Origin of the sequence: Proteiniclasticum sp. C24MP (assembly GCF_043951855.1) — a bacterium.
Classification (GTDB): domain Bacteria; phylum Bacillota; class Clostridia; order Clostridiales; family Clostridiaceae; genus Proteiniclasticum.
In genome coordinates this window covers 1-15,837 of the sequence record NZ_JBINJW010000036.1, presented here as the reverse complement: position 1 = coordinate 15,837, position 15,837 = coordinate 1, and the positions used below count along the sequence as shown (strand labels likewise).

Annotated in this window: 16 protein-coding genes; 1 reads left to right on the top strand and 15 read right to left on the bottom strand. The window is 43.8% G+C overall.

All coding sequences use genetic code 11. The features are described 5' to 3' along the window. Positions 1 to 122: 122 nt before the first annotated feature. The 11 genes from ACHAL6_RS14790 to ACHAL6_RS14740 all read right to left on the bottom strand — a co-directional run bounded on the left by ACHAL6_RS14790 (position 123) and on the right by ACHAL6_RS14740 (position 11,095). Entirely contained in the window at positions 123 to 452 is a 330-nt protein-coding gene (locus tag ACHAL6_RS14790; RefSeq protein ID WP_207599330.1) for a Lin0368 family putative glycerol transporter subunit, read from the bottom strand. Positions 453 to 470: 18 nt separating this feature from the next. Beyond that, positions 471 to 836, bottom strand: a complete 366-nt coding sequence (locus ACHAL6_RS14785; RefSeq protein ID WP_395271431.1) for a Lin0368 family putative glycerol transporter subunit — start codon at positions 834 to 836, stop codon at positions 471 to 473. Positions 837 to 880: 44 nt separating this feature from the next. Beyond that, the gene (gene dhaM / locus ACHAL6_RS14780) at positions 881 to 1,270 is read right to left on the bottom strand and encodes a dihydroxyacetone kinase phosphoryl donor subunit DhaM (RefSeq protein WP_395271430.1); all 390 of its coding nucleotides are present in this window, start codon (positions 1,268 to 1,270) and stop codon (positions 881 to 883) included. A gap of 150 nt (positions 1,271 to 1,420) precedes the next feature. Then, a complete protein-coding gene (glpK, locus tag ACHAL6_RS14775) occupies positions 1,421 to 2,908 on the bottom strand; it encodes a glycerol kinase GlpK (RefSeq protein WP_395271429.1) in 1,488 nt (495 codons plus the stop codon). Between the two features lie 76 nt (positions 2,909 to 2,984). Next, positions 2,985 to 3,551: a glycerol-3-phosphate responsive antiterminator gene (locus tag ACHAL6_RS14770; RefSeq protein ID WP_395271428.1), complete on the bottom strand. Its 567-nt coding sequence runs from the start codon at positions 3,549 to 3,551 to the stop codon at positions 2,985 to 2,987. Positions 3,552 to 3,809: 258 nt separating this feature from the next. Continuing rightward, positions 3,810 to 4,490, bottom strand: coding sequence for a 2-C-methyl-D-erythritol 4-phosphate cytidylyltransferase (gene ispD, locus ACHAL6_RS14765; protein ID WP_395271427.1), 681 nt, complete (start codon positions 4,488 to 4,490; stop codon positions 3,810 to 3,812). Between the two features lies 1 nt (position 4,491). Beyond that, positions 4,492 to 5,601 (bottom strand): PIN/TRAM domain-containing protein, encoded by a 1,110-nt coding sequence (locus ACHAL6_RS14760; RefSeq protein ID WP_395271432.1) that lies wholly within the window; start codon positions 5,599 to 5,601, stop codon positions 4,492 to 4,494. A gap of 100 nt (positions 5,602 to 5,701) precedes the next feature. Continuing rightward, positions 5,702 to 7,057 carry a DNA repair protein RadA gene (radA, locus tag ACHAL6_RS14755; protein WP_395271426.1) on the bottom strand — a complete coding sequence of 452 codons (1,356 nt, stop codon included), beginning with the start codon at positions 7,055 to 7,057 and terminating at the stop codon, positions 5,702 to 5,704. Positions 7,058 to 7,179: 122 nt separating this feature from the next. Continuing rightward, positions 7,180 to 9,714: an ATP-dependent Clp protease ATP-binding subunit gene (locus ACHAL6_RS14750; protein ID WP_395271425.1), complete on the bottom strand. Its 2,535-nt coding sequence runs from the start codon at positions 9,712 to 9,714 to the stop codon at positions 7,180 to 7,182. Between the two features lie 15 nt (positions 9,715 to 9,729). Continuing rightward, a complete protein-coding gene (locus ACHAL6_RS14745; protein WP_395271424.1) occupies positions 9,730 to 10,728 on the bottom strand; it encodes a protein arginine kinase in 999 nt (332 codons plus the stop codon). Then, the gene (locus ACHAL6_RS14740) at positions 10,718 to 11,095 is read right to left on the bottom strand and encodes a UvrB/UvrC motif-containing protein (protein WP_395271423.1); all 378 of its coding nucleotides are present in this window, start codon (positions 11,093 to 11,095) and stop codon (positions 10,718 to 10,720) included. Before ACHAL6_RS14740 ends, ACHAL6_RS14745 begins: the two co-directional genes overlap by 11 nt. 299 nt (positions 11,096 to 11,394) lie before the next feature. On the opposite strand from ACHAL6_RS14740, the gene ACHAL6_RS14735 reads away from it, so the two are divergent. Next, on the top strand, positions 11,395 to 12,594 hold the full coding sequence (locus ACHAL6_RS14735; RefSeq protein WP_395271422.1) for an SH3 domain-containing protein: 1,200 nt from the start codon (positions 11,395 to 11,397) through the stop codon (positions 12,592 to 12,594). 100 nt (positions 12,595 to 12,694) lie between these two features. Here the strand turns inward: ACHAL6_RS14735 and ACHAL6_RS14730 are convergent, their stop codons facing one another. From ACHAL6_RS14730 to ACHAL6_RS14715, 4 genes are all read right to left on the bottom strand, one after another. Further along, entirely contained in the window at positions 12,695 to 13,615 is a 921-nt protein-coding gene (locus ACHAL6_RS14730; protein ID WP_395271421.1) for a stage 0 sporulation family protein, read from the bottom strand. A gap of 5 nt (positions 13,616 to 13,620) precedes the next feature. Further along, complete coding sequence (locus tag ACHAL6_RS14725) at positions 13,621 to 14,652, bottom strand: AAA family ATPase (protein WP_395271420.1); 1,032 nt, start codon at positions 14,650 to 14,652, stop codon at positions 13,621 to 13,623. Between the two features lie 18 nt (positions 14,653 to 14,670). Continuing rightward, complete coding sequence (locus ACHAL6_RS14720; protein ID WP_207599342.1) at positions 14,671 to 15,000, bottom strand: cyclic-di-AMP receptor; 330 nt, start codon at positions 14,998 to 15,000, stop codon at positions 14,671 to 14,673. A 62-nt stretch (positions 15,001 to 15,062) separates the two neighbouring features. Beyond that, positions 15,063 to 15,737 carry a dTMP kinase gene (locus tag ACHAL6_RS14715; protein WP_395271419.1) on the bottom strand — a complete coding sequence of 225 codons (675 nt, stop codon included), beginning with the start codon at positions 15,735 to 15,737 and terminating at the stop codon, positions 15,063 to 15,065. Between the last annotated feature and the right edge of the window lie 100 nt (positions 15,738 to 15,837).

Sequence of the window (15,837 nt, the reverse complement as noted above, 5' to 3'; positions counted from 1 at the left end):
TGTTTTGCCCACGATTATCATTCTTTCCTAATTAATTATAACGAAAAGATGGAGTTCTTGTATATCATCATCCATCAAAAAAAAAGGATGCGAAATCGCATCCTTTTTAAAGTTCTTATATTTTATAGGAATGTTGAAAGAATAAATCCACCTATGATACCACCAAGGATACCTGCAAGGATTGTACTTCCATTGATTTTCTTGCCTGCAAAGACGTCAGCAAGGAATAAACCTGTACCAGCTGCCCATGCCATATCAACCCAGGCTGTACCTGACTGATAGATCATTCCAAGACCATGATTCATTGCCCACATGGTACCAACGATAAATGCAGCTGCCATCCAGCCACCTATTGGTCCGAATGCTTCAACCATTCTGCCCCACATAGTAGCAATCAGGAATGGAAATAAAAATCCGCCTACAATTGTTGAAATTATTTGACCTAGTTCCATTATTTGTACCTCCTATCCTTACTTCGCTTCTATTTTGTTGAAAGCATTAATTGCCAATGCAGCCAATGCAGCGCCTACAGTTAATAATCCAATAGTTGGTAATGAGCTTACTAATCTTCCAAGATCAAAGCTGTTTCCACCAACACCAAATACATCTCTCATAATACCAACCCAAGCAATTCCCCATGCCATATCTACAAACGCATGGTCCCCAGGATTGTCAATTACACCAATGTAATGGTTCATGAACCACATAGGTCCGATAATAGCTAAAGCTGCAAACCAGCCACCGATATTCCCGTAAGCTCCGGCCCAGTCGCCCCATATGCTCATAACAAACATACCAGCAATGGCAAAACCTACTGTACTTCTTGCAAATTTCATAGTATATCTCCTCTCTTTTTGTGTTTTTTTCAGTTGATGTTCAACTAAAATTTGTTTTGCTTAGTCAGTTTTACCTCGTCAAGAACCGATTCAACATCATCACTGACCATAGATTGGACTCCAGCCACGAAAGCACCTTCAACGATCGGAGCATCTACAAGAATACATTTCGCTTTCAGATCTTCATCAACTAGATCTAATGCAATTTCTGAACTCATTATAGAACTTCCAATGTCTGTAAATATCAATATATTATTGCATCCTGAAAGTTCATTGATAGCTTCAACGATCTTATCCGCACTTGTACCCAGTCTTCCGTCTGTAGTACCCCCTGCTGAAACGATTGGGACTGCGTCCTTCGTCATTTCTACAACAAGGTCTTTGATTCCATCAGTAATTTTTTCACTGTGGGATACCAATATCAAACCTATCATGAATTTCATCTCCTTATCGTTTTCGGTCTTCATAACCGTCATTCACTCTATTGTCGGCTTCCTGTTTCATCATTTCCTGACTGTTATCTATTAACATCTCTATGCTGAACGCTCAGCATAGAGATGTATAGATTCAGTTTTTTGAGAGTCTTATTTGAGTTCCCAGTCCATGGATCTCTTAACAGCCTTTTCCCATCCAGCATATAGAACATCTCTGTCTTCTGCCTTCATATCTGGGTTGTATTCGCCGTCAATTGCCCACTTGGTCTTGACTTCATCTTCATTAGCCCAGAATCCAACTGCAAGTCCTGCAAGATATGCAGCACCAAGAGCTGTTGTTTCTGCGATAACTGGTCTAAGAACTGTTCTGTCAAGGATGTCAGCCTGGAACTGCATCAAGAAGTTATTAGCAGATGCTCCACCGTCTACCTTCAGATTCTGAAGTTCGATTCCTGCATCTTTTTCCATTGCAACCAGAACGTCCTTTGTCTGATATGCGATGGATTCAAGAGCTGCTCTGATGATATGATATCTGTTTGCTCCTCTTGTCAGTCCAAGGATTGCTCCTCTAGCATACTGATCCCAGTGTGGTGCTCCGAGTCCAACGAATGCTGGAACTACATATACACCTGCGTTGTCCTTAACTTTAGTTGCGAAGTATTCGGAATCCTTTGAATCATAGATGAGTTTCAGTTCATCTCTGATCCACTGAATAACTGCTCCACCAACGAAGATGGAACCTTCAAGAGCATACTGTACCTTGTCATGGGATGTAGCTGCGATTGTAGTTACAAGTCCATTTTCGGAAAGCTTCATTTCTTCACCGATATTAACAAGCAGGAAGCATCCTGTTCCATATGTATTCTTCGCTTCACCAGGTGTGAAACATGTCTGTCCATAAAGAGCGGACTGCTGGTCACCAGCCATACCTGCTATTGGAACCATAACACCATTGATGTTGGTTTCGCCATAAACTTCAGAAGATTTCTTGACTTCTGGAAGCATGGATCTTGGAATATTCAGCTCCTGAAGAAGCTTTTCATCCCATTCCAGTTTCTTGATGTTGTAGATCATTGTTCTTGAAGCATTCGTGTAGTCTGTTGCATGTACTTTACCTTCGGTAAGCTTCCAAAGAAGCCATGTGTCGATTGTTCCGAAAAGAAGGTCTCCAGCTTCAGCCTTTTCTCTAGCTCCTTCAACATTGTCCAGAATCCACTTGATCTTAGTTCCTGAGAAATAAGCATCAATCTGCAGACCTGTGTTTTCTCTGACGTAGTCTCCAAGGCCCTTTGCCTTCAAGTCGTCACAGATGTTGGATGTTCTTCTACACTGCCAGACGATGGCATTGTATACTGGTTCGCCTGTGTTCTTATCCCAAACCACTGTTGTTTCTCTCTGGTTTGTGATACCGATGGCAGCAACTTCATCAGCTCTGACACCTGAACGAGCCATAGCTTCATTCAGAACACCATACTGTGATGACCAGATTTCCCTAGGATCATGTTCTACCCAGCCCTGCTTAGGATAAATCTGAGTGAATTCCTTCTGAGCAACACCTACGATGTTCTGCTCTTTGTCAAAAATGATAGTTCTGGAACTGGTTGTTCCTTGGTCAAGTGCGATAACGTACTTTTTCATTTTGTACCCCCCTGGTAATTATTTGTATATAAAAAGCCACAAACTTAATAAGCTTGTAGCTTTCTCTATCACTCTACTACAAATTCCACAAACTTTTGTTAGTTGTTGAAATTGCTGTTGCTCCCGAATTGAGAGCGGAATATGCGTCATCTTTGTCGATTATCAGTCCTCCAGCAATCACTGGTGTTCTTGTCAGCAAAGAAATCTTTTTAATGATTTTGGGGATGACCCCCGGTAGAACTTCAAAGGCATCTGCATAAGTGTATTCCATATGCTTTTTCGCTTTCTCCAAAGCCATGGAATCTAATACAAAAAATCTTTGAATCGTCATAAGACCTAGTTCATTGGCAGCCTTTATGACATTAGATTTTGTAGAAATAACACCATCAGCTTCAGTATAATCTTTCACATATTTTGCAGCGATTTCCTTATTCTCCAGACCTTCGATAAGATCCAGATGCACAAAGACAAGTTTCCCACAATTTTTAGCTTTTTTAATTATACTTGGCAAATTGACTATATCTCCAAAAAGAATAAAAACAATTCTGATCTGCGATCTGCAAGCATCATCCAAACCAGGTCCGTCTTTTGCGGCGGCAATTATTGGATACTGTTTAAGCATCTGTAATAAATCACTCCGCATAAGCTCTCCTAACTTCAAATTACTTATTTTTCACAAAACTATCTGTTCTGTAATCCTTTACGAATATTTTAACATTAAATTATGCTCAAGTCGAATAGAATTTCAATATAAACGTTAACATTTTATGAATGATTTAACAATTAGCCCCTTCCTTTACTATACTTACATTCTTAAAACACTTGAACGCCAAAGGAGTACACGCTATACCTCCGTATAACATGTACTCCTTTTACTATCTAATATTTAACATTGGGATATTCATTTTCTCGATAAAATCTGTTCAGCCACCAGCAGATCCTCTTCCGTGGTGATCTTGATATTCGCATAATCACCTTCGTAGAGGTATACGGGACCATAACACGCTTCATACACCATAGTGTCATCCGTCACTGGTTTCTTCTGCTTGAGAATTTCATCATGACCATGAAGAATTTCCTTTGTACGGAAACACTGAGGCGTCTGAATCAGAAAATACCGGTTTCTGTCGAGGGTTCCAGTGGAAAATCCCTCTTCATCGACGCCTTTTATGGTGTCTTTCGGATGGACACCACAGGCAGAAGCTCCATATTTTCCTGCATACTTAATTCCATTCCGAATGGCTTCGGCTGACACAAGAGGCCTTACCCCATCATGAATGAGCACCATGGAGTCCTCATCCAGCTCACTCGCTTTCAAGAGACCGTTACGAACCGAATCCTGTCGTTCTTTCCCTGCGGGCACCAGCGTGAGCGGTGTTACAGGTTTATACCCCAGAGAATCATAGTAGGAAATATATTTCTCAGGAAGAACAAGCACCATCTGATCGATCTCCTCAACGGCATCAAAAGCCATCAGTGTTCTGATCAGCACAGGAATACCGTCCAGCTCCAGAAACTGCTTCGGGATACTGCTGCCCATACGGACCCCCTTGCCTCCGGAAACAATCAGTGCGATGACCATACTAATCCACCCTTGGTTTTGCGAATATCATTCTACCTGCTGCTGTCTGCAGGACAGATGTCACAATCACGAAAATCGTGTCACCGACATATCTCTTGCCGTCTTCCACCACAATCATTGTTCCGTCATCCAGATACCCGATTCCCTGGTTCTGCTCTTTACCCACTTTGGAAATCAGAAGATTCATTTCCTCACCCGGCAGGAGCATCGGTTTAACGGCGTTGGCCATTTCATTGATGTTCAGCACAGGCACTCTCTGAAATTCAGCAACTTTGTTGAGATTGTAATCATTTGTCACAACTTTCCCCCCAAGAACTGTTGCCAGCTTCAGAAGTTTGGAATCCACTTCGGAAATCTCAGGAAAGTCCTTTTCCCAGATCTCCACTTCGATGTCAAGTTCATTCTGAATCTTGTTCAGAATATCCAGCCCTCTTCTTCCGCGATTTCTCTTTAATGAATCGGAAGAATCCGCTATATGGCGCAGCTCTTCCAGCACAAAAAACGGAATCACAAGCTTTCCTTCCACAAACCCGGTTTTGCAGATATCGTAGATTCTACCGTCAATGATCACTGATGTATCAAGCACCTTAGGTGTTCCATTATAGACCGCTTTCTCGATTTCCTTTTCCGATCTCTCTTTGGGTGTGTGGCTACGGTTTCTGAGTCCATGGAAAAAACCCATCATCTCATCTTTCTTCTTGATGGCTACATTGGCGCCCAGCATCGCTGCCAGCAGATTGATCAGCACAGTCAGAAGACCTCCTACCCCAGGCCACATGTCTGCCAGTGGTCTGGCCAGGAAGAAGGTGATCACCAGAAAGATGAGCGCACCTGCTGCTCCAAAAAGAATTTCCGTCACTGACATGCCAGAAAGATTCTTTTCGATGATCTTATTGATTGAAATGAGCAAATTGTAAATCTTAGATGATAACAGAAAAAATATAAGTCCAAAAATAATTATACTTACCACTATAAGTCCAGCGGTAAACGGTAATCCTTCAGCAAATGCGAGATCATCCAGATATGGAGTGGAAAGGATCCCCTGCGCCACAAAATAACCCGTGATCGCACCGACTAAAGTAACTATTCCTCTTACGATATTTCTAATCAACATCTACACCTCCTTTATAACTTTTAAATGTGTTTATAGACTGTACTCGAATGATACTATCATTATAGCTATTTATTCTTAACTTTAACAGAAAAACTCTTTAAAATAATTTATTCACAGCTTCTTTCAGAGAATCCACAGCAATCAGGTTGATTCCTTTGATCTTCACCTTCTCAAGACTTCTTTTCGGCAGAACGAAATTCTCGAACCCCATCTTCATCCCTTCACTTATCAGTCTCTCCACATGATTCACCGGTCTGATTTCTCCAGTAAGTCCTACTTCTCCCACAGCAATGAGTCTGTCATACTTGAGCTGCTTTCCTTTCGCGCTGGAAACCAGGCTGAGTGCAAGCCCCAGATCTTGGGAAGTTCCTTCCACCGAAAGGCCTCCGACCACATTCACATAGACATCGCTGGCATAAAACGGTATCCTCAGTTTTTTCTCAAGAACCGCAAGTATCAGATTCAGTCTCGGAAGCTCAATACCCAAGGAAGTCCGTCTAGGCATCACGGCTTTTGTTTCAGCCACAAGGGACTGCACCTGAACGAGAATCGGTCTTGTGCCTTCCATGATTCCGATGACCACAGAACCTTCCTTTGAGCCCATGTGATCCTCCAGGAAAATTCTGGAGGGATCATAGACTTCAACGAGCCCTTCCTGAGCCATCTCGAAAACGCCGATTTCAGAAGTCGTACCGAAACGATTCTTCATTGTCCTGAGAATCCTGATTTCTTCTGTTCTTTCTCCTTCAAAATAAAGCACAGAATCCACCATATGTTCAAGGACTCTGGGACCGGCAAGCTCCCCTTGCTTTGTCACGTGAGCCACGATGAAAAGAGGAATGCCCATGATTTTACCGATACGCATCAGACCATTGGCGCACTCTCTTACCTGAGATACGGAGCCTGGTGCAGATGTCACTCTATCAGAATAGATGGTCTGAATGGAATCGATGATGACAAAAGCAGGTTTCAGATCCCTGATGTGACTCTCAATCACTTCAAGGGAGGTTTCTGAAACGATGTAGAGCTTTTCTGCTACGACCCCAAGGCGATCACCTCTGATTTTGATCTGTTCTTCTGATTCTTCACCAGAAACATACAGCACACTTCCATACTTCAGAGAAACCTGATTCGCGCACTGAAGAAGGAGCGTGGATTTCCCGATTCCAGGATCCCCTGAAATAAGCGTCAGTGACCCCTTGACCAGGCCTCCGCCCAGCACTCTGTTCAGTTCATGGATTCCTGTATCATATCTTTCCTTATCCCCGGAAACGATATTTCCAATGAGCTTGGGATCGCTTTTATTGGATATTCCCTGAAGCCTCTTGGGCTCACTCTGCACTGTCTCTTCCACAAATGAATTCCATTCTCCGCAGTCAGGACATTTCCCCACCCACTTCACCGTTGTGGTTCCACAATTCTGACAGACGTATTGTGTTTTCGCTTTTGCCATAATATGCCCCCTTCATCAAGAAAAACCCGCAATCAGTCTGTTTTTATTTAAAAAAGCACCGATTGTGGGTTCATCTTACACCTCAGGGTTTAATTTATCATTAAACCCTGGAATTGATTCATTTATTTTTCCTGAGATTCCTCTGATGGATCAGTTTCCTCTCTCATTTCTTCCATTTCAGGATTCGTACCTGTTCTCTTTTCCACATGGACCTCTCTCTGGCCTACCTTTGTAAAGAAAAGTTTTTCGTCCCTGATGTCTACCAGAACTTCATCACCCTTCACAATATTCCCTTTCAGCATCTCTTCCGACAAGGTGTCCTCAAGCTCTTTTGTGATGGCTCTTCTTAGAGGTCTTGCTCCATAGGTCATATCATATCCGCTTCTGGTCATAAATTTCATGGTCTCATCGGTAAACTGCAGGTAGATCTCTCTTTCTGCAATCCTAGCGGAAACTTCATCCAGCATGAGTTTTGTGATCTTCTCAAGATCTTCACTGGTCAGTGACCGGAATACAATGGTATCATCGATTCTGTTGAGGAATTCCGGCCTGAAGGACTTTTTCAGTTCATCCATGATGTTTTCCTTCATACGGTCGTATTCTTCCGTGTTCTTGTCCGAAGCAATACTGAATCCCACCGTCTTCTGCTTTCTGATGGTGGAAGCTCCCACATTGGATGTCATGATGATGATGGTATTCTTGAAATTAACGGTCTTCCCCTGTCCGTCTGTAAGTCTTCCATCTTCCAGAATCTGAAGCAGCACATTGAATACATCCGGATGCGCTTTCTCAATTTCATCAAAGAGGATCACGGAGTACGGATTTCTTCTCACCGCTTCTGTAAGCTGACCACCCTCATCATATCCCACATATCCAGGAGGTGATCCGATGAGTCTGGAGACCGTATGTTTCTCCATATATTCAGACATATCGATTCGAATCATTGCTTTCTCCGCCCCGAACATGGCCACAGCCAGTGCTTTGGATAGCTCCGTCTTGCCGACTCCTGTCGGTCCGAGGAATATGAAGGATCCGATGGGCCTGTCCGGATCTTTGAGACCCACACGCGCTCTTCTCACCGCTCTCGATATGGAATTCACCGCTTCCTCCTGGCCGACCACTCTTTCATGCAGTATCGATTCAAGATTCAGCAGCTTCTCTGATTCTGTTTCGGTCAGTTTCTTCACAGGCACTTTGGTCCATCTTGACACCACCTGTGCGACATCTTCCTCTGTGACCACAAGACTTGAGTCTCCCATGGAACCGCTCTTCCATTTATGTTTGGTGTTGTTCAGGGTCTTCTTCAGTTCATTTTCACGGTCTCGCAGTTTTGCGGCTTTTTCATAATCCTGCAGGGAAACCGCCTCTTCTTTCTCTTTCTGGACATTCTTCAGCTCTTCCTCAATGCTCTTGACATCTGGTGGAGCTGTCAGGTTCTGAATCCTCACCTTTGCTGCAGCCTCATCCATAAGGTCGATGGCCTTGTCCGGAAGGAATCTGTCAGTGATGTATCTGTCAGACAGTTCCACCGCAGCATCCAATGCTTCATCGGTGATTTTTATCCTGTGATGCGCCTCGTATTTATCTCGAAGTCCTTTCAGAATCTGTTTGGCTTCCTCGATAGTAGGTTCCCCTACATGGACCGGCTGGAATCTTCTTTCCAGTGCACTGTCCTTTTCAAAATGCTTACGGAACTCATCAATGGTCGTAGCTCCGATGGCCTGGATTTCACCTCTGGCCAGTGCTGGTTTCAGAATATTGGCAGCATCAATGGCACCTTCCGCACCACCTGCTCCGATGATCGTATGAATCTCATCAATGAAGAGTATGACATCTTTCGTATTCTTGATCTCAGAAAGCACATTCTTCAGTCTTTCTTCAAATTCACCACGATACTTCGCTCCTGCAAGCATCTGGGAAATATCCAGTGAAACCACTCTTTTGTTCTTCAGAAGTTCCGGGATGTTCCCTTTCACAATTCTCTGAGCGAGACCTTCTGCGATGGCGGTTTTACCGACACCAGGATCTCCGATCAGCACAGGATTGTTCTTGGTTCTTCTGCTGAGAATCTCAAGGATTCTCTCCGTCTCTTCCCCTCTTCCGATGACAGGGTCAAGCTTTCCATCTCTGGCCATTTCAGTAAGATCCTTCCCGTACTGATCCAGTGCAGGCGTTTCCGAATTCTCCTGACTTCTTGTCTCCGCATCCGTCTGAGCACTCTGATTTCCGAAGCTCTTGATGATGTCATTTTTCAGCTTCGAAATATCGATGCCATGACTCTGGATGATTGCATAGGCAACGCCTTCCTCTTCTGAAAGTATCGCCAGAAGCATATGTTCGGGGCTGATATAGTTCTGTCCCAGATTTCTCGCTTCTTTGAAGCTGTTGTCCAGAAGTCTTTTCGTTCTTGGGGTCAGGGCAAGCTGCCCGGTTCCTGAAAACATATTGTTCCCGTGACCCAGTGTCTCCTCGATCATTTCCTGCACGCTTTCCTTTGTGATTCCGGCCGCATGAAGCAGATTGCTTCCTGCCCCTTCCACACTTGCAATGCCGTACAGGATATGCTCCGTACCGATATAGCCATGCTGAAGACGCTGTGATTCTTTCTGCGCATGCATCAGCGTAGCCTTTGCTCTTTCCGTAAATCTTTCAAACATTTACAAGTTCCTCCTCTAAAATATACCGCGAATGATTTTCGCGCGATTGATATCTCTTTCTTTTTCCGTCAATTCCGTTCCATAGGCTTTTTTCATCATACCCGGTTGCGTGTTGATGATAAGCCCATCTATGAGCCCTATGTCAATACCCTTCAGAAGCTCCGTCTCGATGCCCATTCTGACCAGGGACAGGTGATACAGTGCTTCTTTTGAAGTCATGAGTCTCGCATTCATCAGCGTGCCCATGCTTCGGAAGATCTTATCCTCCATTTCCAGTGTGTACTGATTCAGAAGCTTCCTCTGATGGTCCTGCTCCTCATCCAGCAGTTTCACAATTGTGTCTTTCAGATTATAGAGTATATCCTCTTCTTTCATACCCAGTGTCACTTCATTGGAAATCTGATAGATGTTCCCCTCCGCCTGGGAGCCTTCGCCGTAGATCCCACGAATGGTCATCCCCATCTGCGCCAGCGCCTGGCTCACGTACCCAATCTTATCGGTGAAGGTGAATCCCGGCAGATGCAGCATGACGGAAGCTCTCATGGCTGTGCCCAGATTTGTAGGACAGGCTGTGATATACCCCAGATTGTAGTCGAAAGCGAAGTCCAGCTTTTCACTGAGAAGATCATCAATTTTTGATGCTTTCCTGTACAGCTCCTCCAGTTCCAGATCTCTGCCCATGACCTGAAGCCTGATGTGGTCCTCTTCATTGATCATGAGACTCACATCTTCCTTCTCGTCTATGATGTAGGCTGCTATATCGCTGTTGTTGATCAGTTTCGCACTGACCAGATGTTTTTCAAAAGCGACCATCAGGTCTGTCCTGCCCAACTCCCACATGCGATGGGTCTGATATCCATCTTCCATGGCTCTGCTTACATAAAATGCATCTTCCACCTGATCCACAAGTTTTCTTGCCACTTCCGTACTGAGTCTGTGCGGAAAGAACAGGGTTTTCACGTTTCTTGCCAGTCTGATTCTGCTTCTTAAAACCAGTGATTCCTTATTCAGCATCTGCTTCACCTGCTTCCAGACTTTTCTTCAGTTCCTGAATTTCATCTCTGACCACAGCCGCTTCCTCAAAATTCTCTTCTGTAATCAGTTCTTTGAGCCTCAGTTTCAGCTTATCTATCTTTCTCTTGCTGACCACTTCCTGTGATGCGCCTTTTGGAATCTTCCCTGTATGGGTAAGTCCGCCTTGCACTCTCTTGATTGTCGGATTCAATGATTTCGAAAAATGCTCATAGCAGTAGCTGCATCCCAGCAGTCCGCTTCTCTGAAAATCGCCAAAGGAGATCTTGCACTTCGGGCATCGGTCTATTTCTTTGTTGCTGTTTTCCACCATATCAAACAGTGATCCGAAAAAGCTGTCCATTGACATGATTCTCACCTCGATTCCTTTTACTTTAATATACTATCACACAATTAAATTATATCAAATTTAATCTGTGATTGAAAGTGTCTTGACCCGTCAATTATTCCTGTTCCGTTTATTCTGATTCTATCATCTAAATATTAACATTCCTTAAAATAATGAAATTCACTTGCCGCATTTCCTCAATTCATTTTTAATCATCACTTTATTTTCCGAATAAGACTGCTCATCCACTGAAAACAGAGGCCATTGACCTTTGCCTCGAGGTGTTATATTCTAACCCCTGACAAAGAGGGGGTTATCAATTGAAATCAGTAATACGTATTACAACAATACTTCTACTTATATTCGGTGTCGGTGTGATGGCACCTAAAATGATTCAGGCTGCAATGATTGCACAAGGCGACTCCGCGCAGGCTACGATGTCTGTATCGGAAACCGAAGACAAAGAAATCCAGAAACCTTCTGTCAAAGAAAATGAGGCTGATACACAAAAAACGCTTCAGAATCAGACAGAAACCCGGGAAACAGCTGAAATCAACGAGGAAACCGAAGAAAATTTTCCGATAAAATCTGCAGAGAACGAAAACAGCGTTCAGAGCAGAAACTCAGCTTCATTCACAGAAACGACAGCAAGTGTCGACAGCGAGTCAACACCAGTCGACAAGAACGGACAAGGCAGCAACACAACCGCTAATGCAAGCACCGCAGGTTCTGCCCCTTCTGCACCCGCTGCGAATCTCATCACTTTCAGGGATGTATCCTATACAAGATGGGTCACCACACCCTTGAACATGAGAAAAGGTCCAGGAACCGAGTACGCTGTTCTGATTTCCATTCCAGCGGCGGAAGAACTGAAAGTATCAAAAGCTGCCAGCAATGGTTGGGTTGAGGTCGCTTATGCCGGAAAAACAGGATATGTTTCCGGGAAATATTTATCGGAAATCATCATAAATAAGCCAGCTCCTGAAACGGTGAAAAACACACCGGAAACCAGACCAGCTGAGCCTGCTCCTACACCGGCTCCGGCTCCTGCTCCAGCTCCATCTCCGACTCCAGAACCAGCGCAGCCGGCAGCCCCTTCCTATGATGCTTATAAAATGTATATCGGAGGCAAAGCCATCACCTACAAGAACGGTGGACAGTCAGATGGACAGAGAATCATCGACAGCAGTTCCAGCCTCATTTCCACATGGGGAGGAGCAGCCACCTATTCAGGAACTGACGGAAAGAACACCCATTTCATCGGACACAACCCAGGTATATTTTCCGTGATGCTTCATGTATCAACCGGAAACACCATCATCGTGACAGATGCGAAAGGCTCTCCTACCACCTATAAGATCACACGAATCTTCAAAGTGGATGACTACGGTGTCAATCCCAGTGATGGAAAGAACTACTACAACTATCTCACCTCCACAAGAGGTGGTGAAGTGATCACACTTCAGACCTGCATAAATGATGATCTGAATCTGATCATCAGAGCTGATAAAATCAATTAACAGGAATAGGTTCCAGTGAAAGCGAAAAGAGCAGTTACAGTGATTCATCACATTGTAACTGCTCTTATTATATTGAAGCTTGTTCTATCCTATAATCGGATCAGTTGTCACTGTTGGTTTTCTTCCTGATCTTTTCCTTTGGGATCTTATCATTTGCCGTTCTAGGCATGGCGTCTTCATTCTGAGGTTCCACTGGTGGATTCTCGAATTCACCTTTCAGGATGGTCACATCCTTTATGCTGAAAGTCTCAATGACTTCCTCATCAGGAAGATTGATTTTCACATTGACGGTTTCCTTGATCAGATTGTTGGATACCACGTATCCTTTGCCCATCTCCGTCTTGACATAGGAACCGGCTTTCGGCATTCTCTGCCTGATCTCCTCATAGGCTTCCTGCTCATAGTTCAGACAGCACATGAGCCTTCCGCAGATTCCCGAGATTTTGGACGGGTTCAGGGACAGGTTCTGCTCTTTGGCCATCTTTATGGATACGGAATTGAAATCTCCAAGCCAGGTGGAGCAGCACAGGCTTCTACCACAGATTCCGATTCCACCAAGCATCTTCGCTTCATCTCTGACACCGATCTGCCTCAGCTCGATTCGCGTTCTGAAAATCGTCGCCAGATCCTTGACCAGTTCTCTGAAGTCGATTCGTCCATCCGCTGTGAAATAGAATATCACTTTACTGTTGTCAAATGTATATTCCACATCCACCAGCTTCATGTCCAGTTTATGGTCGAGAATCTTCTTCTCGCATATGACGAATGCATCTTTCTCTTTGTCTCTGTTTCCTATATGTTTCTGAATGTCTTCGGGACTTGCCACACGGATCACGGGCTTCAATGGTGAAAAGACTTCCTTTTCACTGATTTCTCTGATGCCCACTACACATTGACCGAATTCAACGCCTCGTGCGGTTTCCACAATGACTGCAGAATCCTTTTCTATGGTGTATTCAAGAGGATCGAAGTAGTAGATCTTCCCCGCTTTCTTGAACCGTACACCTATGACTTTTACCATTTATATTAAACCTCCATCAATCTTAGCAATAAGCTGCTGACGATCGTATCTTTATTGATATTGATTCCGAGGGAGATATACTTCCTCATCTCAAAGAAAATCTCCAGGTACTTCTCTAACGTGTTGAATGTGAGCTCTCTCGACAGATATTCCGTCTGGGCTTTGATCTCATCCAGCAGAATCGAATCTTCATCCAGCGATTTCTTCTTTAGTACGGTTTTGACCGCATAGGTGAAATCATCAAAGAGCACTTCGAGCTCCATCTGACTGATTTTCTCACCCAGCTCCAGTACAGGATAATAGACTCTCTTTCTGCTTCTTTTCACCTCAGCAAGCTTTGTGAGCAGTTCAAAAGATACGGTGATGCTTTCATCCTTCAGTCCGCCCAATATGATTCTTTCCGCTTTTCCGGGAATCCCTCTGGATGCTGAAATCACTTTTCTCTTTTCATCTTCTGAGAGTGTGATTTTATGAGCTGGCGCAACCTTCATCTTTTTCCCGCCGAATTCACTGGTAAGCTTTTCCTGTTCGACCCGTTTCTCTTCCTTCTCGTTGTAAGAAGGTACGAACTGATCCACATAGGCCTCCATTTCCATTTCATCCATGGGAAGCAGTTTATGCATATGACATCTGGATTTGATTGTATCTGCCATGAACATCTCATTTTCTGCCAAAAGGAAGAAATAGATTCCTTCCATCGGTTCTTCTATGGTCTTCAGAAGGGCGTTCTGCGCTTCCTGACCGATTTTATTGGCTTCATAGAAAATGATCACTTTCTTGTACCCTTCATACGGTCTCAGCGAAGCTTCTATTACAACTTCTCTTACCTGATTTACCGTTATAATGGTCTTTTCAGGTCTTACTCTGACGATGTCAACAGAATCCCTGTCTCCGAACCCCAGGATTTCCCTGGAAAGTGTTTCCACAAGAAGGGACTTCCCGATTCCATCGGGTCCGATGATAATATGGGCATGAGAAAGGGTATCGTTTTTTATGGCTTTCAGAAACCTCTCTCTAAGTTTGAAAAATCCGATCAAAAGCAATACCCTCCCAAGCTAAATCTTAATAAAATTATCCACGTCGAGTACAAAGATGGTTGCTCCACCTACTTCGATATCTACTGGATAAGGTACGTAAACACCCGTAGTAGTGGATAGAGGTGAAGGATTCGTAACCACCTGATGTCTTGTCTTGCATGTCTCTTCGATGATTCCCAGAACTGTATCCACCTTATCCGCTTCAATACCGATCATGAGTGTGGTATTGCCGGACTTCAGGAATCCTCCTGTGGTCGCAAGTTTTGTTACTCTGTATCCTTTTTCGTTCAGTAAATCAATCACGTCGATGGCATCTTCATCATTGACAATTGCGATTATCAGTTTCATATTAAGCACCTCCAATTGTTACCTTTTATTATACTATATTTCAGTTAAAATTGAAACGAACCTTATAGCCTATCAACGGTTTCAAGATAAATGTCATTGAAGATGTCATCCTTGGAACGCATTTTCCCACCTGCTACGCAGCTGATTTTTGTCCATCCGTATTTATCTGCCACATAGTGCGCATTTTCATAGGAAGTGTCCAGATGATGCTGATCCCCTTCATGAATATCCTTTTCGGATTCTCCCGTGATCTTGTTCTTTCTCTCCTTTGTGATCTCTATGGACACCTCCGGAGGCACATCCAGAAAGAAGACCAGGTCCGGTTTCGGAATCCCGTACATTTCAAACTCCAGATGAGCAAGCCATTCCAGGAATGCATCCCTCTCCTTCTGGTCTGTGATTTTAGAAGCCTGATGCACCATGTTCGCAGTAGTATAACGGTCCGCTATGACCACCCCACCGGACTCATAGAAGCTTTTCCACTTCGTTGTGTAAGAGGCATACCGATCCACTGCAAAGAAACTGGACGCCACATATGCGGATACATCATCGGGATTTTTTCCAAAATCTCCTCTCAGATACATCTTCACCAGAGATGAGCTTTCTGATTTATAATCAGGAAATTCAATCTTCAGCACTTTCAACCCTTTATTCTGGAGCGTACGATAGAGTTTTTCAGACTGCGTCTGTTTGCCTGAACCATCGACTCCTTCTATTACAATCAGTTTACCTTTCATCTATTATTACCTCATCATTTACTATAATCTCGAACATTCATATAATCCATTCTATATTATACAGTATTTGCCGCTCGAATACACTAACATGAAAAAAGAC

Bases quoted from the DNA above. Each gene is read 5' to 3' on its own strand.
- ACHAL6_RS14740 (WP_395271423.1), bottom strand. From the start codon at position 11,095: ATGTCAATGGACAGCTTTTTCGGATCACTGTTTGATATGGTGGAAAAC.
- ACHAL6_RS14745 (WP_395271424.1), bottom strand. From the start codon at position 10,728: ATGCTGAATAAGGAATCACTGGTTTTAAGAAGCAGAATCAGACTGGCA.
- dhaM (WP_395271430.1), bottom strand. From the start codon at position 1,270: ATGATAGGTTTGATATTGGTATCCCACAGTGAAAAAATTACTGATGGA.
- radA (WP_395271426.1), bottom strand. From the start codon at position 7,057: ATGGCAAAAGCGAAAACACAATACGTCTGTCAGAATTGTGGAACCACA.
- ACHAL6_RS14715 (WP_395271419.1), bottom strand. From the start codon at position 15,737: ATGAAAGGTAAACTGATTGTAATAGAAGGAGTCGATGGTTCAGGCAAA.
- glpK (WP_395271429.1), bottom strand. From the start codon at position 2,908: ATGAAAAAGTACGTTATCGCACTTGACCAAGGAACAACCAGTTCCAGA.
- ACHAL6_RS14790 (WP_207599330.1), bottom strand. From the start codon at position 452: ATGGAACTAGGTCAAATAATTTCAACAATTGTAGGCGGATTTTTATTT.
- ACHAL6_RS14750 (WP_395271425.1), bottom strand. From the start codon at position 9,714: ATGTTTGAAAGATTTACGGAAAGAGCAAAGGCTACGCTGATGCATGCG.
- ACHAL6_RS14730 (WP_395271421.1), bottom strand. From the start codon at position 13,615: ATGGTAAAAGTCATAGGTGTACGGTTCAAGAAAGCGGGGAAGATCTAC.
- ispD (WP_395271427.1), bottom strand. From the start codon at position 4,490: ATGGTCATCGCACTGATTGTTTCCGGAGGCAAGGGGGTCCGTATGGGC.
- ACHAL6_RS14720 (WP_207599342.1), bottom strand. From the start codon at position 15,000: ATGAAACTGATAATCGCAATTGTCAATGATGAAGATGCCATCGACGTG.
- ACHAL6_RS14770 (WP_395271428.1), bottom strand. From the start codon at position 3,551: ATGCGGAGTGATTTATTACAGATGCTTAAACAGTATCCAATAATTGCC.
- ACHAL6_RS14785 (WP_395271431.1), bottom strand. From the start codon at position 836: ATGAAATTTGCAAGAAGTACAGTAGGTTTTGCCATTGCTGGTATGTTT.